Raw genomic sequence first — 21,656 nt, forward strand, 5'->3', positions numbered from 1 at the left:
CGTGCCGTCGTCGTACGCGTGACGAGCGTGAGGTCTGGACGACCGGGCAACCGATGTACGTCGGCCATGATATCGGAGAACTATCCTGGCCCGATGAGCGACGCCGAGCACGCGAGCCCCACGACCCTGCCCCCGGCGGACCACACCGACGCGGTGGAGCTGCTCGGCCTCGTCGCGTACACCGAGCTCGCGAGCTTCGGGCGCCTCGCGGGCGACGCCGCGCACGCGCCCACGCTGCGCCAGCGCCAGGCCCTGTCCCGCCTCGCGGCCGCGATGCTCGACCGGCAGGAGCGCGTGCTCGTGCGCGTCGAGGAGCTGGGCGGCGACCCGGCGGACTGCATGAGCCCGTTCGACGGCCTGTTCGACGACTTCGACGCGCGCACGAAGCCCAGCACGTGGTGGGAGGGCATCCTCAAGGGCTACGTGGGCCAGGGCGTCGCGGACGACTTCTGCCTCCTCGCGGCCCAGGGTCTCGACGAGCGCTCGCGCGACGTCGTCGTGGAGGCGCTCACGCACGACACCCCGTCGCAGCGCTACGCCCCGGTCATCGCCGAGGTCGCCGCCGAGGACCCGGTGCTCGCGTCGCGCCTCGCGCTGTGGGGTCGGCGCCTCGTCGGGGAGGCGCTCGGCGTCGTCGGCGACGTGCTGTCCAGGCGTCCCGCGCTCGCCCGGCTCGTGGCGGCGGGGGCCGAGCCGGTCGCCGCCGGCGGCGGGAGCGGGCCCGCGCCCGCGACGCAGTCCTGGGTGTTCGCGCGCCTCACGGCGGAGCACTCCCGGCGGATGGACCGCCTGGGCCTCGCGGCATGACGAAGCCGCCGCCGCGCCCGGGGGCGCGACGGCGGCACGTGACGGTCGGGGCCCCGAGGGTCGCCCGACGCTCGGACCTGCAGGCTCAAAGCGAGCCGAAACCGACCCGGCGCTGCTCCTCGGTGCCGATCTCGACGTAGCCGAGCGACGCCGTCGGGACGATCACGCGGCGACCGCGCGAGTCGGTGAGCTCGAGGGCGGGGGCGCCGCCGAGCGCGTCGGCGACCGCCGTGGCCACGGCCTCGGCGGTCAGGTCCGTGTCGACGACGATCTCACGGGCCAGGTTCTGCACACCGATCGTGACTTCCACTCAGCTCTCCTCACAGCGGCTGCGCCAGGCGCAGCGACGACGGGCCTCGGGCCGCCGGCGGGCGTCCCACCGGCGACAACGCGATCGATAGTAGTCAGATTCCCGTCGCCGACCCGCCGGGCGCGCTGGGGGCGCCCGACAGCGGCCGCCGCAGCATGCCGCGCACCCCGCGCCACACGAGGCGCGGCACGAGCCGGGTGACGTCGTCGGCCGTCGCGCCGCCGTCCGGGCGCACGACCTCCGTCGCGGCGGCCCGCCCGACGGCGGTGCACGTCCGGGCGACGACGAGCGCCTCGTCGGTGTCGAGGTCCGTGATGCGCACGAGCACGTCGGCGAACGCGCCGGCGATCGTCGTGTCCGGCGCGAGCACGCGCGCCCGGACGACCGGGTCCCGCATGACGTCGGACTCGAAGAGCAGCGCGGCCGAGCGGCCCGCCGCGCGCGCGTACGCGACGTAGGCCCGCACGATGCCCTCGATCACGGCGAGGCCGTCGACCGCGAGGGCGTCGAGGTCGCCCGCGCGGTTCCCCGGCGCGGGCTCGCGGAACGGGTCCAGCGTCGCGTGCACGGCTCCCACGAGGCGTTCGCCCTGGTCGTCGACGATCGCGAGGTAGAGGTCGAGCTTCGACGGGAAGTGCCGGTACAGCACGGGCTTGCCGACCCCGGCACGGTCGGCGATGTCGTCCATCGAGATGTGGTGGTAGCCGTGGGAGGCGAAGAGCTCCTCGGCGATCGTGAGGAGCTGCGCGCGGCGCTCGTCGCGCGGCATCCGGGTGCGCAGTCCCGGGGGAGCGGCGGCCGCGCCGCGCGTGCGTCCCTCGGTGGCTCCCATGGGGGGAGGATACGGAAACCGCGGTTCGTGTCGACCTCGCGTCGCGAGGAGTGGGACGATGGGCGGGTGCCCGACAGACATACCCCCCCGAACCGCCTCTCGACCGCCCGTGCCGGGGGTCGCGCGACGGGTCTGCGGCACGGGGCCGCGGTCGCCGCGTGCCTCGTCGTCGGCCTCGGCGGCGGTGCGGCGACGGCGGAGGTCTGGGACCTGGGCGGGGCGGCGGGCACCGCGGCCGCTCCCGCCGCAGACGTCCGCGTGGAGCCGCCGGCCCCGGAGCGCGACGAGTCGGCGGCCGTGAGCCGGTCGTCCGTCGAGCGCGCGGGCGCCGTCGAGCGGGGCCCGGGCCTCCTCGGCCCGATCGCGCCGCGCCCGGACGCGGTCACCGCGCCCGAGCCCGTCCCGACGACGGCGCCCGAGCCCCTCGCTGAGCCGGCACCCGTCGAGTCGCCCGAGGCCCCGGTCGCGGAGCCGGGCTCCGGCCTGCTCGGGACGGTCGTCGTCGCGCCGGACCTCGGCGGCTCGCTCGTCGTCGTGCCGGGGGAGAGCCCCGCGCCCGGGACGGGCACCGTCCGTTCCGTCCGGGTCGAGGTCGAGGCCGGGCTCCCCGTCGACGGCGACGTGTTCGCCGCCGCGGTGCTCACGACGCTCAACGACCCGCGCGGCTGGTCGGTCCCCGACGGCGTGACGTTCTCGCGGACGGCGGCCGAGGACGCGTCGATCCGGGTCGTGCTCGCGAGCCCCGCGACGACCGACCGCCTGTGCGCCCCGCTGGCGACCGAGAGCCGCTACTCGTGCGGGAACTCGGTCACGGGTGCTGCCGTGCTGAACTTCGAGCGCTGGGTCCTCGGGGCGCCCGACTTCGGCGACGACCTCGCCACGTACCGGCAGTACCTCGTCAACCACGAGGTCGGGCACGTGCTCGGCCACGGCCACGAGGACTGCCCCGCGCCGGGCGCCGTCGCCCCGGTGATGGTCCAGCAGTCCATCTCGGCCCAGGGCTGCCTGACGAACGGCTGGCCCGTCCCGTAACCGCCCGGCGCCACGCCACGCCGGGCGCACGACGGTGTGGGTGGCGCGTGATGGGATCGGGTCCGTGCCCCGGACGACGACCGCCCCCCGCCTCGTCGCGCGGCCTCGCGAGCTCGAGGCCGACGCGGTGCTCGACGACTCCCAGCGCGCGGCGCTCGCCGCCGCGGCCGGCCCCGGGGCCACCCTCGTGGTGGGCGCACCCGGGACGGGCAAGACCCTCGTCGCGCAGGAGGTCGTGCTCGCGGCCCTGCGCGACGGCGTCGCGCCCGAGCGCGTGCTCCTCCTCGCCGCGTCGCGCCGCGCCGCCGCCGCGCTCCGTGACCGCCTGTCGGCCCGCGCGCGCCGCACGGTCGGCGCGCCTCTGGTGCGCACCGCCGCGTCCGCGGCCTTCGCCGTCCTGCGCGAGCGCGCGGCCGCGCTGGGCGAGCCCGCCCCCACGCTGATCTCCGGCCCGGAGCAGGACCTCGTGCTCGCCGAGCTCCTGGAGGGCCACCTCGACGGCGGCCTCGCGCACCTCGGCACCCCGCTCGCGCTGCCCGCGGGCCTGCCCGAGGAGGCGCTCGGTCTCCGGGGGCTGCGCCAGGAGCTCCGCGACCTCCTCATGCGCGCGGCGGAGCGCGGCCTGACCCCGGCCGACCTCGCCGCCCTCGGCGAGCGCTACGACCGCCCGGAGTGGTCGCTCGGCGCCCAGCTCTTCGCGGAGTACCTCGACGTCACCGCCCTGCGCACGGGCACGCCCGACGCCGGGTCGCGGTTCGACCCGGCGATCGTCGTCGACGAGGCCGCGGAGGCCCTGCTCGCCTGGGACGACGAGGTGCCCGACGCCGCCCGGCCGCGCTGGGACCTCGTGGTCGTCGACGACTACCAGGAGGCGACGGTCGCGACCGCGCGCCTCCTGCACGTGCTGCACGACGACGGCGCGCGCCTCGTGCTGCTCGGCGACCCCGACGCCGCGGTGCAGACGTTCCGCGGCGCGAGCCCGGGGCTCGTGGGCCGGGCGTCCGCCCCGGCACGGCGGGACGGCGTGCGCCGGGGCGAGCTGGGCGCGCGCGTCGCCGTGCTGGGCACCGCCTGGCGCCAGAGCGCGCCGCTGCGCGAGGTGACCCGCCGCGTGACCGCGCAGGTCGGCACCGTCGCCGGGGCGGTGCACCGTGGCGCCGCGCCGCGCGCCGCCGACGGGCGTCCGGGCGAGGCGGCCGACGTCGGCCCCGGCGCCCCGCCCGTGCAGGTCGCGGTGCTCTCGGCCGTCGCGCAGGAGGCCGCGTTCGTCGCCCGGGAGCTGCGTGCGGAGCACCTGCTGCACGGCACCCCCTGGCACCGGATGGCCGTCGTCGCGCGCACGGGGACGCGGCTCGCGGCGCTGCGCCGCGAGCTCGTCGCCGCCTCGGTCCCCGTGACGCTGCTCGGCTCCGACGTCCCGCTGCGCGACGAGCCGGCGGTCGCGCCGCTCCTCGCGGCCGTGCGCGTGTGCGTCGCCGACGCGGAGGACCCCGAGGCCCTCGACCCGTTCACCGCGGCGGCGCTGCTCACGTCGCCCGTGGGCGCGCTCGACGTCGTCGCGCTGCGCCGTCTGCGCCGCGCGCTGCGGGCCGAGGAGCTCGAGGGCGGGGGCGGGCGCTCGTCCGACGCGCTGCTCGTCGAGCTGCTCCTCGACCCGGCGCGCGCCGCGACGCTGCCGCCCACGGTGCGCCGCGGGCCGGTCGCGGTCGCCCGGGCGCTCGCGGCGGGGCGGGCTGCGGCGGCCGAGCCCGGCGCGACGGCGCAGACGGTCCTGTGGGCGGTGTGGGCCGCGACCGGTCTCGCGGAGCGCTGGCGCTCGGCGGCGCTCGACGGCGGCCCCGCCGGGGCGCGCGCGGACCGTGACCTCGACGCGGTGCTCGCGCTGTTCCGCGCCGCGGAGACGTTCGTCGACCGCATGCCGGGCGCGCCCGCCGGGGCGTTCGTCGAGTACCTCGCCTCGCAGGACCTGCCCGCCGACTCGCTCGCGGCGAGCGCGAGCGGGGCCGACGCCGTCGCGGCGCTCACCCCGGCCGGTGCGGCCGGGCGCGAGTGGGACGTCGTCGTGGTGGCGGGCGTCCAGGACGGCGTGTGGCCCGACCTCCGGCTGCGCGACTCGCTGCTCGGCTCGCAGGCGCTCGTCGAGCTCCTCGCCGGCCGCGCCCAGGACGCGCACGGGGTCGGTTCGCAGGCGCGCGCCCAGGTGCTCGCCGACGAGCTGCGGGCCTTCGTCGTCGCGACGTCGCGTGCGACGCGTCGCCTCGTCGTGACGGCCGTGCAGGACGCCGAGGAGGCGCCGTCGGTGTTCTGCGACCTCGTCGTGCCGCCGTCGGCGCCCGAGGGCCCCGACGGCACGGACGGTCCCGACGGGCGTGGTCCCCAGGACGGCCCGGGCGCACCCGCGGCGGGCGCCGGCCCGGTACCCGCCGGTCCCGCGGCGAGTTCTGGTCCGGCGCCGGTCGGACGCGCACCCGTCGGCCCGGGGCTCGCGGACGTCGGGGGCGGGCAGGTCGAGCCCGCCGAGCGGAGGCACGTGCGCGTCGGGGCGCCGCTCGACCTGCGCGGGCTGGTCGCCGCGGCCCGTGGCGTCCTCGTCGAGGCCGCGGCGCGCGAGGCCGGCGGCGCCGGAGCGTCGGGGCCGGACGAGCGCGCCGTCGCGGCGGCGACGCTCCTGGCGGACCTCGGTGCGCTCGGCGTCGCGGAGGCCCGCCCGGAGACGTGGTACGGCGTGGCGGGCGTGTCGAGCACGGCGCCGCTGCGCGGTGCGGAGGAGACCGTCACGGTGTCGCCCTCGAAGGTCGAGACGGTCTCGACGTGCCCGCTGCGGTGGTCGCTCGAGGCGGCCGGCGGGACGGCGCCCGACGCGACGCACCAGAGCCTCGGCACGCTCGTCCACTCGATCGCCGAGACCCACCCGTCCGGGTCGCTCGCCGAGCTGCGCGCGGAGCTCGACCGCCGGTGGGCGGAGCTCGCGCTGCCCGACGGCTGGCCCGCGCGCCAGCTCCGGCGCCGGGCCGAGCGCATGGTCGAGAAGCTCGCGGCCTACGTCGCGCAGGCGGGCGAGCCGCTCCTCGTCGAGCCGTCGTTCGACGTCACCGTCGGCCGCGCCCGGCTGCGCGGCACGATCGACCGGGTCGAGGCGGCGGGGGAGGGCTCGGTGCGCGTCGTCGACCTCAAGACCGGTCGGCGCACCGCGACGAAGGCGGAGGGCGCAGAGCATCCCCAGCTCGGTGCCTACCAGCTCGCGGTCGAGGCGGGCGCGCTGGACGTGCCGGAGGGCACGCGCAGCGCGGGCGCGCAGCTCGTCTACGTCGGGAGCACCCACGTGGGCCCTGCCGTCGTGGCCCAGCCCGCGCTGGAGCCGGAGCCCGACGGGTCGAGCTGGGCGCGCGACCTCGTGGAGGAGGCCGCCGGCACCATGTCGGCGGCGACGTTCACCGCCCGCCAGAACGGGCTGTGCGAGATGTGCCCCGTGCGCCGGGCGTGCCCGGTGCAGCCCGAGGGCAGGAGGGTGGTGGCGTGAGCAGCGAGCTGTTCGAGCTCCCGGAGGCGGGCGCGAGCGGGCCGACGGTGCGTCTCGTCGCGGCCGACGGCCTCCCGGTCGAGAGCGCCGACGCCCCGGGCGACGGGCACCGGGCGGCGGAGCCGCCGCAGCCGACGCTCTCCGCGACGCGGATCGCCGACCTCCTCGGACGTCCCCGCCCGACCCCGGAGCAGGTCGAGGTGATCGAGGCGCCGCTCGAGCCGACGCTCGTCGTCGCCGGGGCCGGCTCGGGCAAGACGGAGACGATGGCGGCGCGCGTCGTCTGGCTCATCGCGAACGAGCTCGTCCCGCCGGACGCGGTGCTGGGCCTCACGTTCACGCGCAAGGCGGCGGGGGAGCTCGCGGAGCGCGTCCAGGTGCGGCTCGCCCAGCTCGCGCGCGCCCGGGGCGGGGCGGCGTCGGCGCTCTCGCTGCTCGACCGGCCGACCGTCGCGACGTACAACGCGTACGCCGCGTCGCTCGTCGGCGACCACGGGCTGCGCGTCGGCGTCGAGCCGGGGGCCCGCCTCCTCGGCGAGGCGCAGCAGTGGCAGCTCGCGTCCGAGGTCGTGGAGTCCTGGGACGACGACCTGGGCACCGACCGCGCGCTGAGCACGGTCGTCGCGGCGGTGCTCGGCCTCTCCGGCGCGCTCGGCGAGCACCTCCTCGACCCCGCCGAGGCGCGGGACCGCCTGGCCGAGATCGTCGAGCAGCTCGACGCGCTCCCGCTGGGGCCGCGGCAGAAGGCCCGGACGAAGGAGGTCGAGAAGCTCGTCGGCGACGTCGCGGAACGGGTCCGCCTGCTCGACGTCGTCGCGGAGTACCGCCGCCGCAAGCGCGCGACCGACTCCCTCGACTTCGGCGACCAGGTGGCGCTCGCGGCGCGGCTCGCGCGCGAGGTGCCTGTGGTGGGGGAGACCGAGCGCGCCCGCTTCCGCGTCGTCCTCCTGGACGAGTACCAGGACACGTCGCACGCGCAGGTCGAGCTCCTCGCGGGGCTGTTCGGCGGCGGGCACCCCGTGACGGCCGTGGGCGACCCGCACCAGTCGATCTACGGGTGGCGCGGCGCGAGCGCGGGCGGCCTCGCGCGGTTTCCCGACCGCTTCCCGCGCGCGGGCGGCGACCGCTCGGCCGTGCGCTTCCTCTCGACGTCGTGGCGCAACGACGCCGCCGTCCTCGCGGCGGCGAACGTCACGGCCGGTCCGCTGCGCGGTGCCGTCGCCGGCGGCCGGGGCGACCGGGTCGAGGTGCCGCCGCTCGCCCTGCGCCCCGGCGCGGGCCCGGGCGCGGTCGCCGCGCACGTGGCGGCGACCGCCGAGGAGGAGGCCGCGGCCGTGGCCGAGCGCGTCGCCGCGCGCTGGCGCCCGGCGAGCGCGCCCGGGGGGCGCGTCACCGCGGCCGTGCTGTGCCGCAAGCGCAGCCAGTTCGCGGCGGTCGAGGTCGCGCTGCGGCGGCGTGGGCTCCCCGTGGAGGTCGTCGGCCTCGGCGGACTGCTCACGACGCCCGAGGTCGTCGACGTCGTCGCGCTGCTCGAGGCCGTGCACGACCCCTCGCGCGGCGACGCGCTCGTGCGTCTCCTCACCGGGCCCCGGCTCAACCTCGGCGCCGCCGACCTGCACGCGCTCGGGAGCCGCGCGGCGGACCTCGCGCGGCTCGAGGGCGCGCTCGGCTCGCGCCGTCGCACCCCCGCCGCGGAGGACGCCGAGTCGGGGCTCGTGGTCGTCGAGGGCGACGTGGCCGACCACCGCTCGATCGTCGACGCGCTCGACGACCTCCCGGACCCGGGCGAGCCGGCGGCGGACGGGCGCACGCTCTCCGCCGAGGGTCACGCGCGGCTCTCGGCGCTCTCCCGGACCCTGCGCGCGCTGCGCGGTCTCACCTACCTGTCGCTCCCGGAGCTCGTCGTCGAGGCGGAGCGGGCCCTGGGGCTCGACGTCGAGGCGGTGACGAACGAGGCGCTGCTCGCGTCGCGGCGGCTCGTCGACCCGGAGGCGGTGAGCGACCGGGCCCGCGAGCACCTCGACGCGTTCCGCGACGTCGCCGCGACGTTCACGCAGACGGCGGACGTCGTGACGCTCGGGGCGTTCCTCGCCTGGCTCGGGGTCGCCTCGACCCGGGAGAACGGGCTCGACCTGCCCGTGCGCGAGCCCGACCCGGACGCGGTGCAGGTCATCACCGCGCACGCCGCGAAGGGCCTCGAGTGGGACGTCGTCGTCGTGCCCGGGCTCGTGGACGGCGTGTTCCCGACCACTGCGCAGTCGTCGTCGGGGGTGCGCGCGGACAGCGGCTGGCTCACCGACGTGAGCCAGCTCCCGTACCCGCTGCGCGGCGACGCCGCCGACCTGCCGGAGTTCCGCTTCGACCTCGCCGCGGACACGAAGGAGCTCGTGGCGCGGCGCGACGAGTTCCGCGCGGCGAGCGGGGAGCACCAGCTCGCCGAGGAGCGACGGCTCGCCTACGTGGCCTTCACGCGCGCGCGGCGCGAGCTGTACCTCACGGCGTCCTGGTGGCAGACGGGATCGCGGCCGCGCGCGCTGTCTCCGTTCCTCGTCGAGCTCGTCGAGGCGGGGGTCGTGACGGCCGACGGGTGGTCGGCACCTCCCGGCCCCGACGACTCCAACCCGCTCGAGGACGTCGAGGTGACCGGGACGTGGCCTGTGCCCGACGACGCTCCCGGCGGGTCGGCGCGGTCCGTCCTGCGGGACACCGCGGCGGCCGTCGAGCGTGCGGCGGCCGAGCGTGCGGCAGCCGAGCGTGACGCGGCAAGGCGTGGCGCGGCGGACCGTGCCGCGCACGCCGGGGCCGGGGCGGTCGACGCCGTGCCCGGGAGGGCGAGCGTGGCCGGCACGGGCGGCCCCGCCGGGCTCACGGCGCCCTCCGGGGTCCTCGTCGACGCCGAGGGCCGCGACCTCGTCGCGCTCGCGCGCGTCCTGCTCGCGGAGCGTGCCGAGCGCTCGGGCCGGGAGGTCGAGCTGCCGGCGCACGTCTCGGCGTCGAGCCTCGTGCGGCTCGCGGCGGACCGCGACGAGTACGCGCTCCACCTGCGCCGCCCGGTCCCGGTCGAGCCCACGGTCCACGCGCGCCGGGGCACGCGGTTCCACCTGTGGGCCGAGCGCTACTTCACGACGTCGTCCCTGCTCGACGTCGAGGACCTCCCCGGGGCGGACGACGACGACCTCGACCCCGACGCCGACCTCGAGACGCTCCAGCGGACGTTCCTGGCCTCGGAGTGGGCCACGCGCACGCCGGTCGCGGTCGAGGTCGACGTCGAGACGCCCGTCGGGTCGACGGTCCTGCGGTCGCGCATCGACGCGGTGTTCCCCGAGCTCCCGGAGCACGCGGGCGGGGCGCGCGACGCGGTCGTGGTGGTCGACTGGAAGACGGGGCGTGCGCCGTCCGACCCGGAGGCGCGCAGCGTGCGCGAGGTGCAGCTCGCGGTCTACCGGCTCGCGTGGTCGCGCTGGACGGGGGTGCCGCTGGAGAAGGTGAACGCGGCGTTCTACTACGTCGCGTCCGACGAGACCGTGCGTCCGCGCCGCCTGCTGGGCGAGGCCGAGATCGAGGCGCTGCTGGTCGCCGACTGAGCCGGCGACGCCTCAGTCGTCGGCGTCCTGCGTCGCCTCGTCGAGATCGGCCAGCATGTCGAGGGCGTCGGCGACCACGTCGTCGAGCCCGTTGCGCACGCCGTGCAGGAGCCAGCGCGCGAGCGCGAGCTCGCCGACGAGGAGCGCGCGGTCGAGCAGGTGCTTGTCGGTGAGCTCGGTACGGCGCAGCTGGTACGCCTCCATGATCGAGTCGACGGCCTCGGGCGGTGCCGAGACGAGCAGCCACGCGAGGTCGTCGGCGGGGTCCGCGACGCGCGCGCTCGCCCAGTCCGTCACCGCGACGACGCGTCCGCGGGCGACGAGCACCTGCTCCGGGCCCAGGTCGCCGTGCACGACGACCGGCTGGAACCGCCACAGCGAGACGTCCTCGAGCGCGGTCTCCCAGCGGCGCAGGAGCGTCGGGGGGACCTTGCCCGTGGCCGCGGCCTCGTCGAGCTCCGCCATGCGGCGCGCGCGGTACTCCTCGACCTCGTAGCCCGGCAGGCCGGCGTCGTCGACGATCGCGCGCGGCAGCTCGTGGACCGACGCGAGCACGCGGCCCAGGTCGGCCGCGAGGCCCGGTCCGGGCCGCAGGCTGTCGACGTCGAGCGGCTCGCCCTCGAGCGCGGGGTGCACGACGGCCCGCCCGCCCTCGGGCAGGAGCGCGGTGCCGCTGACGCGCGGCACGGCGAACGACAGCACCCCCGACTCGGCGTAGTGCTGCAGCGAGCCCAGCAGCTCCGCCTCGGCCTCGAGCGCGGCGCCGGCCTGGAGGCTGCGGGGTGCGCGCACGGTCCAGCGGGCGCCGTCGGCGTCGGTCACGACGGCGGTGTCGTAGTCGCCCGGGTCCTCGACGGGCCGCGCGCTGCGGGCGTCCAGGCCGGGCACGGCGGCGGTCGCGAGCGCGGCGAGGGTCAACGGAGAGCGAGGCACGCGACCACGGTAGTCGGTCCCCGCACGCGCCCGGTCGACCCACGCCGTCCGACGCCGCACCCCGCCCCGCGGCGCCGCGCGCAGGCGGGTGGCTCGGCCGGGGGTGGCCTACGGTCGGGGGGTGAGCACCCCTGCCGCCCGGCCGTCGTCGGGCACGAGCGACCCCGCCGCCCCGGACCGACCCACGCCCGCGCCGACCAGCACCCCGGCCGACACCGGGACCGGCACGGCCACCGGGCCGGGCACCCTGCCGCGCACCCCGCTGGACCGCCTCCCGCTGCCGCTCGACGGCGCGTTCGTCGACCGCGCGGAGCACCGCCGCGCGGAGCCGGACCTCGTGCGCACGCTGCGGTCGCAGCCGACGACGCGCGTCCTGCTGGTCCACCGCGGCCGGCTCGCGCTCGGCGGCCCGGGCGCGGCGGACGGCGTCGCCCTCCTGGACCCGGCCGAGCTGCGCGACGTCGACCCGGCGACCGACGACGACCAGGGCCGCTGGCTCTTCCTCGGCGAGGGCGACGGCACGGCGTACCTCGCGCTCGTCCTGCCCGACGACGCCGACGCCGAGGAGGTCGACATCGAGGGCGTGGACGCCTCCGAGCCGTTCGCCGTGCTCGCGCGCGAGCGGACGTGGTCGGGGCTGCGGGACCTCGTCGGCGAGGTCGGGGCGCCCGTCGCGGGGCTCGCGACGGAGGCGGTCGCGCTCGCGGCGTGGCACGCGAACCACCCCCGGTGCCCGCGCTGCGGCGGTCGGACGACCGTCGAGAAGGGCGGCTGGACGCGCCGCTGCGTGGCCCAGGGCGTCGAGCTGTACCCGCGCACGGACCCGGCGGTCATCATGACGGTCGTGCACGGCGAGGGGGCCGACGAGCGCCTGCTGCTGGGGCACGCGGCGCACTGGCCGGAGCGGCGGTTCTCGACCCTGGCGGGCTACGTCGAGCCCGGGGAGTCGCTCGAGAACGCGGTGCGGCGGGAGGTCGCGGAGGAGGCGGGCGTCGTCGTCGGCGACGTGGCCTACCGGGGGAGCCAGCCCTGGCCGTTCCCGGCCTCGCTCATGCTCGGGTTCTCGGCGCGCGCGCTGACGACCGAGCTGCACGTGGACGGCGTCGAGCTCACCGACGCGCGCTGGTTCACGCGGGCCGGGCTCGCCGACGCCGTCCGGTCGGGCGAGGTGCTGCTGCCGGGCCGGTCGTCGATCGCGCGTGCGCTCGTCGAGGACTGGTTCGGCGCGCGCCTCGCCGACGACTGAGGGTGGCTCAGGGCCGCTCAGGGCCGCTCAGGGAGGCGGGTGGCGAGGAGCGGCGCGACGCACGCCGTTGCGACGGCTGCTCGGGGACGCGGAAGGGCCCGGTCCGGACGTCCGGACCGGGCCCTCCTGCGGCCGCGTCAGGCGGCGAGGCGCTTCTTGACCTCCGCGAGGGACGGGTTCGTCGCGGCGGAGCCGTCCGGGAAGACGACGGTCGGCACGGTGCGGTTGCCGTCGTTGACGGACTCCACGAACTCGGCGGTGCCGGGCGTCTCCTCGATGTTGACCTCGGTGTAGCCGATGCCCTCGGAGTCGAGCTGCGTCTTGAGGCGGCGGCAGTACCCGCACCAGGTCGTCGAGTACATGACGATCGAGCCGGCGTCGGGAAGGGTCGGGGCGGTGCTCATCGAGGGCTCTCCTGCTGCGGTTCCGGGCGGCGTGTGCCGCGGGCGGTCGGGTCGTGACGGTAACACCGGGGGAGCGCGGGCTGTTCCCCGCCCGCGTGTCACCGGGGGCTGCGAGAATCGCGGGTGATGTCCACGCCACCGGTCTCACGCCCGCTCGCCCACCGCTCCGCCGACGAGATCCTCGACGCGCTCGACCCCGACCAGCGCGACGTCGCGGTCGCGCTGCGCGGGCCTGTGTGCGTGCTCGCCGGCGCGGGGACGGGCAAGACACGCGCGATCACGCACCGCATCGCGTACGGGGTCCGCACGGGCGTGTACGTGCCGACGAGCGTGCTCGCCGTGACGTTCACGGCGCGCGCGGCGGGCGAGATGCGCACGCGGCTGCGCGAGCTCGGCGCGACGGGCGTCCAGGCGCGCACGTTCCACGCGGCCGCGCTGCGCCAGCTCGGCTACTTCTGGCCCAAGGTCGTCGGCGGGGCGCCGCCGCGCATCCTCGAGCACAAGGCGCCCGTCGTCGCGGAGTCGGCGCGGCGGCTCGGCGTCGGGGTGGACCGCGTCGCGGTGCGGGACCTGTCGTCCGAGATCGAGTGGGCCAAGGTCTCGCTCGTCACCGCCGACGACTACGTCCGGGCGTGCGAGGCGATCGACCGCGAGCCCCCCGCCGGCTACGACCACCAGACCGTCGCGCGCCTCCTCACGGCCTACGAGGACGTGAAGACCGAGCGGTCGGTCATCGACTTCGAGGACGTGCTCCTCATGCTCGGCGACATGCTCGCGACGCAGGGCACGGTGGCCGACGAGGTGCGGCGCCAGTACCGCCACTTCGTCGTCGACGAGTACCAGGACGTGTCGCCCCTGCAGCAGTTCGTGCTCGACCAGTGGCTCGGGGGGCGCGACGAGCTGTGCGTCGTCGGGGACCCGTCGCAGACGATCTACTCGTTCACCGGCGCGACGCCGCACCACCTGCTCACGTTCTCGCGCACGCACCCCAAGGCCCAGGTGATCCGCCTGGTGCGCGACTACCGCTCGACGCCGCAGGTGGTGAACCTCGCGAACCAGCTCCTCGCGCGCGCGGGCCGCGCGGGCGGCGCCCACCAGGCGCTCGAGCTCGTCGCCCAGCGGCCGGCCGGGCCGCCCGTCGCCTTCACCGCGTACGACGACGACGAGGCCGAGGCGAGCGGGATCGCGCAGCGCATCGGGCGGCTCCTCGCCGCGGGCACGCGCGCGAGCGAGATCGCCGTGCTCTACCGGACCAACGCGCAGTCCGAGGCCTTCGAGTCGGCGCTCGCCGACGCGGGCATCGGCTACCTGGTACGGGGAGGGGAGCGCTTCTTCCAGCGCAAGGAGGTGCGCGACGCGATCGTCCTCCTGCGCGGCGCGGCGCGCTCCGCCGACCCGGACGTCCCCATGCCCGAGACGGTGCGCGACGTCCTGGCCGCCGCGGGCTGGGCCCCGGCGCCGCCGGCGGCGCGGGGCGCGGCGCGCGAGCGCTGGGAGTCGACGCAGGCGCTCGTCGCGCTCGCCGACGACGTCGCGGGGCTCGCCGCCGCGTCCGACGCCCCGGCCCCGACCGTCGCGGCCTTCGTCGCCGAGCTCGACGAGCGCGCCGCCGCGCAGCACGCCCCAACGGTCGAGGGCGTCACCCTGGCGTCGCTGCACGCGGCCAAGGGGCTCGAGTGGGACGCCGTCTTCCTCGCGGGGATGAGCGAGGGGCTCATGCCGATCTCCCTCGCCGAGACGGACGAGGCGGTCGCGGAGGAGCGCCGGCTGCTCTACGTCGGCATCACGCGGGCGCGCGAGCACCTCGAGCTCTCGTTCGCGCGCTCGCGCAACCCGGGCGGCCGGGCGACGCGCCGGCGCACGCGCTTCCTCGACGGGCTCTGGCCCGACGAGCCCGGCGCGCGCGGGACGCGGCGTGCTCGCGCCGGGCAGGCGAAGGTCCGGCTCACGGGGGAGTACGACCAGGCGCTGTTCGAGGAGCTGCGCGAGTGGCGTCGCCAGGTCGCGCAGGAGACGGACAAGCCGGCGTTCACCGTGCTCGTGGACTCGGCGCTCGCCGCCATCGCCGAGACGCGCCCCACGAGCCCGGCCGGGCTGGCGCGCATCAACGGTCTGGGGCCCGCGAAGATCGAGCGGTACGGGGCCACGATCCTCGAGATCGTGCGCCGCGCGGAGGGCTGACGAGGCGCTCTGCCCGGCCCTCGACGAGGGTCGGGTGAACTCGTCGAAGAAATTCCCGTAAATAAGTTGTGCCTCCTGCGAAGGGCGGCATATGGTCGACGAGTCCTGTTGGGAAGGGGCGCGCCGAGAGGCGGGCGCCTGATGGAGAGAGGGGGTGGGAGAGCTGATGAACAACCAGATCGCCATGGCGAACCTGCTGGATCACGCGTCCGTGTACACGGGCACGCCAGGAGAGCTCCGTCCGCGTGCCATCGCGCACCGCGGCGGCACCTTCATCGCCCGCCCCGCTCCCGACTCCGCCCCCAGGACGAACCCGGTCTGACCGACCGGAACCTTCCAGGCCGCGGAGTCCCTCTAGGACCCGCGGCCTTCGTGTTCTCCGAGCACGTCCGCCGATGAGGATCACCGGCACCACCCGTCTCCACGAGACGGGGCCGCTGTCCTCAGGGTCCTGTGACGACGACGTTCACACCCACGACAGGACATCACTGGAGGACATCGTGCGGCTCACCGCGCTGCTCGACAACATCACCGCTCAGGGGGGATCCGGCCCCTGGGTCCCCCACCAACCGCTGGCCACGCCGCTCGGCGAGAACGACTCCGCGGAGTTCGACCGCCTGCTCGCGGGCCTGCTGCCCTGCCGCACCAACGACCCGGAGCTCTGGTTCGCCGAGCGCACCGCCGAGGTCGAGGAGGCCAAGGCCCTGTGCCGCACCTGCCCGCTCGTCGAGGGCTGCCTCGCCGGTGCGGTCGAGCGCCGCGAGCCCTGGGGCGTCTGGGGCGGCGAGGTCTTCGTGGACGGCGTCGTGGTCGCGCGCAAGCGCGGCCGCGGCCGTCCGAGCAAGGCCGAGGTGCTCGCCCGCGAGGCCGAGCGCCAGGCCCACGAGGCCGCACGGACCGAGGCGTCAGTCGGCGCCTCGACGGCGGCCTGACATGGGCAGCGGCGCCCCGTCCGGGGGCGTGCGCGCCAGCTCGCCGCACCCGCAGCGCGGGTGGCGGCTCGACCCGCGCAGCCGCGGCACGGCATCGGGAGCAGGAATCTCGATGCCGGCCGTGGCTGCGCGGGGCACCAGCCCGTCCAGGGCTGCCAGGACCTGACCGAGTGCGACGGCCGCCGCCGACGCCGCGAGGAGCGTCTCCTCGCCCCGGTGCACCGACGCCTCGCGCAGCTGTCGCGCGACCTGCGGCCAGCAGGGGTCCACGTCCGCGCGGTGCAGGTCCGCGCACGTCAGGCACGGGTCGAGCCCCGGTCGGACGAACGGCCCGACCACGACGTCGGCCTCGCGCACCACGACCGACAGGTGCGCGACCCCTGCACCCACCAACCTCCGGACCCGGACCGGGTCCGCGGCTCCGTGCTCGACCACGACGACGACGTCGGGCGCGGGTGCCCGTGCCTCCTCCGGCGTGACCGGGGTCGAGGCCGTCACGACGCCCGGGGCGACCTCCTCGACGATCCGCCGCACTGCGCCCTCGCGCGGCGACCCGACGTCCCGCAGCCGGTACGCCCCGCCTCCGACGTCCGTGGCGAGCACGGTGCCCGGGTCGTCGAGCACGAGCACGCCCACCCCCGCGGTCGCGAGGTGGACGGCGAGCGCGGCACCCACCCGGCCGAGCCCGACGACCCCGACGGTCGCCCGGGCGCGCGCCGCGAGGACGCGGTGCCCCGCGCCGTCGGGCAGCAGGGCCGACAGCACCGCGAGATCCGCCGCGCCGTGGCCCGGGGCGGGCGACGCCGGCCGGCGCCGACGCGCCGCCACGAGGAGGTGCGCCTCGTCGAGCAGGCGGACGAGCGCGGCGCGGCGCGTGCGCTGCGCCGGGGAGCCCGGGACGTCGGGTGCGTCGCCGCGCCGAGCGGGCCCGGCGAGCGCGCGCAGCCAGCGCTCGTCGTCGGCATCGAGCCCGGTGAGTCGCACCGACCACCGGGGGTCGGAGCCGACCTGCACCTCGCCGGGGCCGCGCCGCAGGAGCGGCGCCTCCGGTCGCAGCACACGTCGTCGCTGCACGGCTCCTCCGTCCGTCGTCGTCCGGGCGCCCGACCGGACGCCCGCCGTCAGCCTGGCACGGCCCCGAGGCGCGCCGACGGTTGTCCACAGGCTCCTCGCGATGGTCCCGCGGGGAGGATTTCTTTGCCGTCGCCACAGGTCTCCACGTCGTCCGCTCGACCGAACGTCGCGGGAGAGCGCGCCACTCCGGGCGCGCCCCTGCCATTTCGTGGCGAGAACCACTACGGTCTGAGGCGTGGTCCGGGAGACGATCGTGGAGGTTCGGCGCAGCCGCCGACGCAAGAGCACGGTGAGCGCCTACCGCGACGGCGAGCGCACGATCGTCGCGATCCCGGCGCGGTTCACGCGCGCGCAGGAGCGCGAGTGGGTCCAGCGCATGCTCGACCGCCTCGCCGACTCCGAGCGTCGGCGGCGGCCGTCGGACGCCGAGCTGGCGCGCCGCGCCGTCGAGCTGTCCGACAAGTACCTGGACGGCCGCGCCCGCCCCACGAGCGTGCGGTGGGCGGGGAACCAGGACCGCCGCTGGGGCTCGTGCACGCTCATCGACGGCACGATCCGCATCTCGACGCGCGTCCGGGGGATGCCGTCCTGGGTGCTCGACTACGTGCTCCTGCACGAGCTCGCGCACCTGCTCCACGCCGGCCACGGCCCGGGGTTCTGGAAGCTCCTCGAGGCCTACCCGCGTACCGAGCGGGCACGAGGATTCCTGGAGGGCGTGTCGTTCTCGCGCGACGCGGACCTCGAGCCGGACGACGCGGACCTCGAGCCGGGCGACGTCGAGGCGGGGGACGGTGCCGCGGGAACCGCGGCACCGCCCGCGGACGCCGGGAACTGACGCCCAGGTCAGGTCAGCGCGGCGCGCCGCCCTGGCCGGTCGCCTCGCCCGTCCCGCCGTCGTCCGTCGGTCCGGCCGCGTCCGGGTCGTCCGCGGACCCGTCGGTGACCGGGGCGTCGTCGTCCGAGCCGTCGGCCGTCGCCTGCGCCGACTCGGTGGTGGGTGACCCCTCCGCGGCGCGGAAGATCTCCTCGAGCGCGCGGTCGACGTCGGCCTCCTCCGCGCGGGTCGCGGCGCGCCGGCCCTCGTAGCCGGACGGGTCGTCGAGGTCGGTCCCGTCGGGGAGCAGGTCGGGGTGGTCCCACACCGCGTCGCGCGCACCCGCGCCGGACTGCGCCGCGATGAGCGCCCACAGGGCGGCCGCGTCGCGCGAGCGCCGCGGGCGCAGCTCGAGGCCGACGAGCGTCGCGAACGTGTGCTCCGCGGGCCCGCCCGCCGCCCGACGACGGCGCAGCATCTCGCGCAGCGGGACGGCGTGGGGCAGGTGGGGGAGCGCGGCGACGGCGGTCACCTCGTCGACCCAGCCCTCGACGAGCGCGAGCGTCGTCTCGAGGCGCAGCAGGGTCGCCTGCTGCTCGGGCGTGTTCTGCAGGCCGAAGACGCCGCCCGACAGCGCGCGCTGGAGCGCGTCGGTGTCCGCGAGGTCGACGTCCGCGAGCTGCGACTCGAGCGCGGAGAGGTCGATGGTGATGCCGCGCGCGTAGGCGTCGACGAGCCCGCGCAGGTGCCCGCGCAGCCACGACACGTGCGTGAACAGGCGCGCGTGGGCGGCCTCGCGCAGGGCGAGGAAGAGGCGGACCTCCTCGGCGGGGGCGTCGAGGCCCTCGGCGAACGCCGCGACGTTCGTGGGCAGGAGGACCGTCGCGGGCCGGTCGAGCAGCGGCAGCCCGACGTCGGTCGCGCCGAAGACCTCGCGCGAGAGCGTCCCGGCGGCCTGGCCCACCTGCATGCCGAACACCGCGGAGCCGAGGCGCCGCATGAGCGCGGCCGGGTCGCCCGCGGGCAGCCCGAGCGCACCGGCCGGCAGACCGGGCAGCGTGAACCCGACGCCCGGCAGGGCCGAGGTGTCGTCCCCCATGCCCTCGGGGAGCTGGTCGCGCAGGACCGTGGCGAGCGCGTCCGCGACGGAAGCGGCGACCGGGGCGACGAGCTCGTTCCACGCGGGGAGCGTGTGCTCGACCCACTCGGACCGGCTCCACGCCTGGCTCTTCCCGCCCGACGGCGGCAGGTCGGTGACGGCGTCGAGCCAGAGCTCGGCGACGGACAGCGCCTCGGTGACCGCGCGCTGCTGCGCCGGCGAGATCGACGGGTCGCCCTCGGCGACGGCGACCTGGCGCGCGACGTCGTGCGAGACGTCGGTGTTGACCGGGCCGTCGCTCGGCGTCGAGAGCATGCGCTGCACCTGCGCGAGGACGTGCTGGAAGAGCTGTGGGTCGGCCGCGCCGCCTGCAGCGAGCGCCTGCGGGTCGAGCCCGCGGGCGCGCAGCTCGCGCAGCGCCTCGTCGGCGTCGGGCCCGAGCATCGAGCGGAGCAGCTCCTCGAACCGCGGGTCGAAGGGCGTGTCGTCGTCCGGTCCGGGCGTGCGGTCGGGGGGAAGGCTGCTCATGGCGACTCCTCACGGTAGCGTCGGTGATCACCGTAACCACGATCGAGCGCCGAGAACGGGGGCTGGGCCATGTCCGAGGGCCGGGTTCGCTCACGGCGCAGCGAGGCGCTCCCCGCGGCGGGCGAGCCCCCGGCCGGTCCGGGGGAGGACCCCACGGCGAGCGCGGTGACCGCCCCGGCGGACGAGGTCGCCGATCCCGACCCGGTGGTGGTCGTCGGCGTCGGGCAGGTCGCGGACGCGGTGCGCGCGGGCCTGGGCGCCGCCGAGGCGTCGCCCGTGGACGCGCTCGTCTGGCCCGCCGGGGCGCGACGGCTCGTCGTGGTCGCGCCCGCGGGGGAGTTCGGGACGCCGCGCGCACGGACGGACGCCGAGCAGCGCGCGCGCCTCGCGCTCCTGGGCCGTCGTGCGGGGGAGGCGGCGGTCGCGGCCGGGATCGAGCACGTCGTCGCCGTGTCGTCGGCCGCGGTGCACGGCGCGTCGCCCGAGCGGGGCGTGATCGACGACGACGACCCCGTGGCCGCCGACGACGGGCCCGGCTTCGCGGGCGACCTCGTCGCGTTCGAGGACGCGCTGCGCGACGCGCTCGACGGGGTGCCGCTCGCGCTCGTGCGGCCGGCGGTCGTCGTCGGGCCGGGCGTGGACACCGTGCTCACGCGGCACTTCGAGGCCCCGCGCCTGCTCACGGTGCGCGGCGGCGGCCGCACGTGGCAGCTCGTGCACGTCGACGACGTGGTGGGCGCGGTGCGCGTCGCGCTGGACCAGGGTCTCGTCGGCGGACTGACGGCCGGGCCGGTGCGCGACGGCGAGCCCGACGCGCTCGACTCGGAGACGGTGGCCGCGGCGGCCGGGATGCGCACGGTCCAGCTCCCGCCCGCGACGGCGTTCGGCACCGCCGAGCGGCTGCACCGGGTCGGTGCGCTCCCGTCCCCGGCGAACGACCTCGCGTTCGTCGTGCACCCGTGGTCGGTCTCGGCGCGGCGCCTGCACGACGCCGGGTGGCGCCCGGAGTGGTCGGGCGCCGCGGCGCTCGAGGTGCTCCTGGCCGAGGTGCGCGGCCGCACGGGTGTCGGGGGCCGCCGGTTCGGCGGCCGGGACGCCGCGGCGCTCGGCGCGGCCGGGGCGGCCGTCGCGGTCCTGGGCACGGCCGCCGTCTGGCGGCAGGCCCGCTCGCGCCGCCCGTAGGGGCGGCCCGCGGGCGGCGTCCACGCCGCCGGCAGGGAGATCCCAGCAACCTCGGGGATGATGTCCCGGTGAGCGACGCCCCCTCCTTCGACGCCCTCCTCACCGAGGACGAGCACGACCCGCCGCCCGTGACCCGGCGGTCGCTGACGTTCGGCATCTCCCTGCTCGCGACGACGCTGCTCGTCGCGGGCCTCGCGATCCTGCCCGCGCCGTACGCGGTGCGGTCGCCGGGCCCGACGGAGGACACGCTCGGCCAGCAGGACGGCACGCCCCTCATCTCGATCACGGGCGCCGAGACGTACGACTCGACGGGCGAGCTGCTCCTGACGACCGTGTCCGTCGCCGGCGGCCCGGGCTACCCGGTGAACCTCGGCCAGGTGGTGCAGGGCTGGTTCGACCGGTCGCGCAGCGTGCGCCCGGTCGAGGAGGTCTTCCCGACGGGCCGCACCAAGGAGGAGACCGAGCAGCAGGGCCAGGCCGAGATGATCAGCTCGCAGGAGAACGCGACGGTCGCCGCCCTCACCGAGCTGGGGTACGACGTGCCCGCGACGCTCACGGTCGAGGGGACGGTGCCGGACAGCGGGTCCGACGGCGTCGTCGAGCCGGGCGACGTCATCGTCGCGCTCGACGGCGCGCCCGTGCGGACGTACCAGGACCTCATCGACGGGCTGGCCGCGGTCGACCCGGGCGACGACGTGACGCTGCGCGTCCAGCGCGACGGCGCGGAGACGGACCTCACGGTCGCGACGACCGACGGCGGCGACACCGCGCTGCTCGGTGTGTTCATCGACCCCGCGTTCGACTTCCCCGTCGACGTCGAGATCCAGATCGAGGACATCGGCGGCCCGAGCGCGGGCACGATGTTCGCGCTCGGGATCGTCGACCAGCTCACGCCCGAGGACGAGGCGAACGGCGTCGTCATCGCGGGCACGGGCACCATGAGCGTCGAGGGCGACGTGGGGCCGATCGGCGGCATCCAGCAGAAGCTCTACGGCGCGCTGCGCGACGGCGCGACGTGGTTCCTCGCCCCGCAGGCCAACTGCCCCGAGGTCGTGGGGAACGTGCCCGACGGCCTGCACGTGGCGGCGGTCTCCACGCTCGCCGACGCGCGCTCGGCGATGGAGGCCATCGGCGCGGGCGAGGGCGACTCGCTGCCCACGTGCGAGGCGCGCGGCTGA

17 protein-coding genes are annotated in these 21,656 nt (G+C 77.2%); 11 read left to right on the forward strand and 6 right to left on the reverse strand.

Translation table 11 applies throughout. The features are described from left to right. Positions 1–93: 93 nt before the first annotated feature. On the forward strand, positions 94–807 hold the full coding sequence (locus BXA05_RS12140) for a ferritin-like fold-containing protein (RefSeq protein ID WP_061266904.1): 714 nt from the start codon (positions 94–96) through the stop codon (positions 805–807). Positions 808–892: 85 nt separating this feature from the next. Here the strand turns inward: BXA05_RS12140 and BXA05_RS12145 are convergent, their stop codons facing one another. Both BXA05_RS12145 and BXA05_RS12150 read right to left on the reverse strand, forming a co-directional pair. Further along, positions 893–1,117: a DUF3107 domain-containing protein gene (locus BXA05_RS12145; RefSeq protein WP_034654117.1), complete on the reverse strand. Its 225-nt coding sequence runs from the start codon at positions 1,115–1,117 to the stop codon at positions 893–895. 94 nt (positions 1,118–1,211) lie between these two features. After that, positions 1,212–1,949 (reverse strand): TetR/AcrR family transcriptional regulator, encoded by a 738-nt coding sequence (locus tag BXA05_RS12150; protein WP_076405149.1) that lies wholly within the window; start codon positions 1,947–1,949, stop codon positions 1,212–1,214. A gap of 66 nt (positions 1,950–2,015) precedes the next feature. Here BXA05_RS12150 and BXA05_RS12155 point away from each other — a divergent pair, with 66 nt between their 5' ends. From BXA05_RS12155 to BXA05_RS12165, 3 genes are all read left to right on the forward strand, one after another. Continuing rightward, the gene (locus BXA05_RS12155; protein WP_244550446.1) at positions 2,016–2,981 is read left to right on the forward strand and encodes a DUF3152 domain-containing protein; all 966 of its coding nucleotides are present in this window, start codon (positions 2,016–2,018) and stop codon (positions 2,979–2,981) included. Positions 2,982–3,045: 64 nt separating this feature from the next. After that, positions 3,046–6,501, forward strand: coding sequence for a PD-(D/E)XK nuclease family protein (locus BXA05_RS12160; RefSeq protein WP_076405150.1), 3,456 nt, complete (start codon positions 3,046–3,048; stop codon positions 6,499–6,501). Beyond that, positions 6,498–10,085 (forward strand): ATP-dependent helicase, encoded by a 3,588-nt coding sequence (locus BXA05_RS12165; RefSeq protein ID WP_083711842.1) that lies wholly within the window; start codon positions 6,498–6,500, stop codon positions 10,083–10,085. Before BXA05_RS12160 ends, BXA05_RS12165 begins: the two co-directional genes overlap by 4 nt. Positions 10,086–10,097: 12 nt before the next feature. On the opposite strand, the gene BXA05_RS12170 is transcribed toward BXA05_RS12165, so the two are convergent. Continuing rightward, positions 10,098–11,018, reverse strand: coding sequence for a phosphotransferase (locus tag BXA05_RS12170; RefSeq protein ID WP_076405353.1), 921 nt, complete (start codon positions 11,016–11,018; stop codon positions 10,098–10,100). A 121-nt stretch (positions 11,019–11,139) separates the two neighbouring features. On the opposite strand from BXA05_RS12170, the gene nudC reads away from it, so the two are divergent. Beyond that, the gene (nudC, locus tag BXA05_RS12175) at positions 11,140–12,264 is read left to right on the forward strand and encodes an NAD(+) diphosphatase (protein WP_244550447.1); all 1,125 of its coding nucleotides are present in this window, start codon (positions 11,140–11,142) and stop codon (positions 12,262–12,264) included. Between the two features lie 137 nt (positions 12,265–12,401). Here the strand turns inward: nudC and BXA05_RS12180 are convergent, their stop codons facing one another. After that, positions 12,402–12,668 carry a mycoredoxin gene (locus tag BXA05_RS12180; protein ID WP_076405151.1) on the reverse strand — a complete coding sequence of 89 codons (267 nt, stop codon included), beginning with the start codon at positions 12,666–12,668 and terminating at the stop codon, positions 12,402–12,404. Positions 12,669–12,794: 126 nt separating this feature from the next. Between BXA05_RS12180 and BXA05_RS12185 the strand changes: the two genes are divergently transcribed. The 3 genes from BXA05_RS12185 (at position 12,795) to BXA05_RS12190 (ending at position 15,781) form a co-directional block, all read left to right on the forward strand. Continuing rightward, the gene (locus tag BXA05_RS12185) at positions 12,795–14,849 is read left to right on the forward strand and encodes an ATP-dependent helicase (protein WP_076405152.1); all 2,055 of its coding nucleotides are present in this window, start codon (positions 12,795–12,797) and stop codon (positions 14,847–14,849) included. Positions 14,850–15,015: 166 nt separating this feature from the next. After that, positions 15,016–15,171, forward strand: coding sequence for a hypothetical protein (locus BXA05_RS20075; RefSeq protein WP_157464294.1), 156 nt, complete (start codon positions 15,016–15,018; stop codon positions 15,169–15,171). A gap of 178 nt (positions 15,172–15,349) precedes the next feature. Next, entirely contained in the window at positions 15,350–15,781 is a 432-nt protein-coding gene (locus tag BXA05_RS12190) for a WhiB family transcriptional regulator (protein ID WP_082774246.1), read from the forward strand. On the opposite strand, the gene BXA05_RS12195 is transcribed toward BXA05_RS12190, so the two are convergent. Next, positions 15,755–16,855 (reverse strand): ThiF family adenylyltransferase, encoded by a 1,101-nt coding sequence (locus tag BXA05_RS12195; RefSeq protein ID WP_143311140.1) that lies wholly within the window; start codon positions 16,853–16,855, stop codon positions 15,755–15,757. The two genes, BXA05_RS12190 and BXA05_RS12195, sit on opposite strands and share 27 nt — an antisense overlap. Positions 16,856–17,090: 235 nt before the next feature. Between BXA05_RS12195 and BXA05_RS12200 the strand changes: the two genes are divergently transcribed. After that, positions 17,091–17,690 carry a YgjP-like metallopeptidase domain-containing protein gene (locus tag BXA05_RS12200; protein ID WP_076405154.1) on the forward strand — a complete coding sequence of 200 codons (600 nt, stop codon included), beginning with the start codon at positions 17,091–17,093 and terminating at the stop codon, positions 17,688–17,690. Positions 17,691–17,703: 13 nt separating this feature from the next. On the opposite strand, the gene BXA05_RS12205 is transcribed toward BXA05_RS12200, so the two are convergent. Then, a complete protein-coding gene (locus tag BXA05_RS12205; protein WP_076405155.1) occupies positions 17,704–19,296 on the reverse strand; it encodes a zinc-dependent metalloprotease in 1,593 nt (530 codons plus the stop codon). A gap of 69 nt (positions 19,297–19,365) precedes the next feature. Between BXA05_RS12205 and BXA05_RS12210 the strand changes: the two genes are divergently transcribed. Together BXA05_RS12210 and BXA05_RS12215 are read left to right on the forward strand one after the other, a co-directional pair. Beyond that, positions 19,366–20,478: an NAD-dependent epimerase/dehydratase family protein gene (locus BXA05_RS12210; RefSeq protein WP_076405156.1), complete on the forward strand. Its 1,113-nt coding sequence runs from the start codon at positions 19,366–19,368 to the stop codon at positions 20,476–20,478. A gap of 68 nt (positions 20,479–20,546) precedes the next feature. After that, positions 20,547–21,656: a YlbL family protein gene (locus BXA05_RS12215; protein WP_076405157.1), complete on the forward strand. Its 1,110-nt coding sequence runs from the start codon at positions 20,547–20,549 to the stop codon at positions 21,654–21,656.

Source organism: Cellulosimicrobium funkei (assembly GCF_900155925.1).
Lineage (GTDB): Bacteria > Actinomycetota > Actinomycetes > Actinomycetales > Cellulomonadaceae > Cellulosimicrobium > Cellulosimicrobium funkei.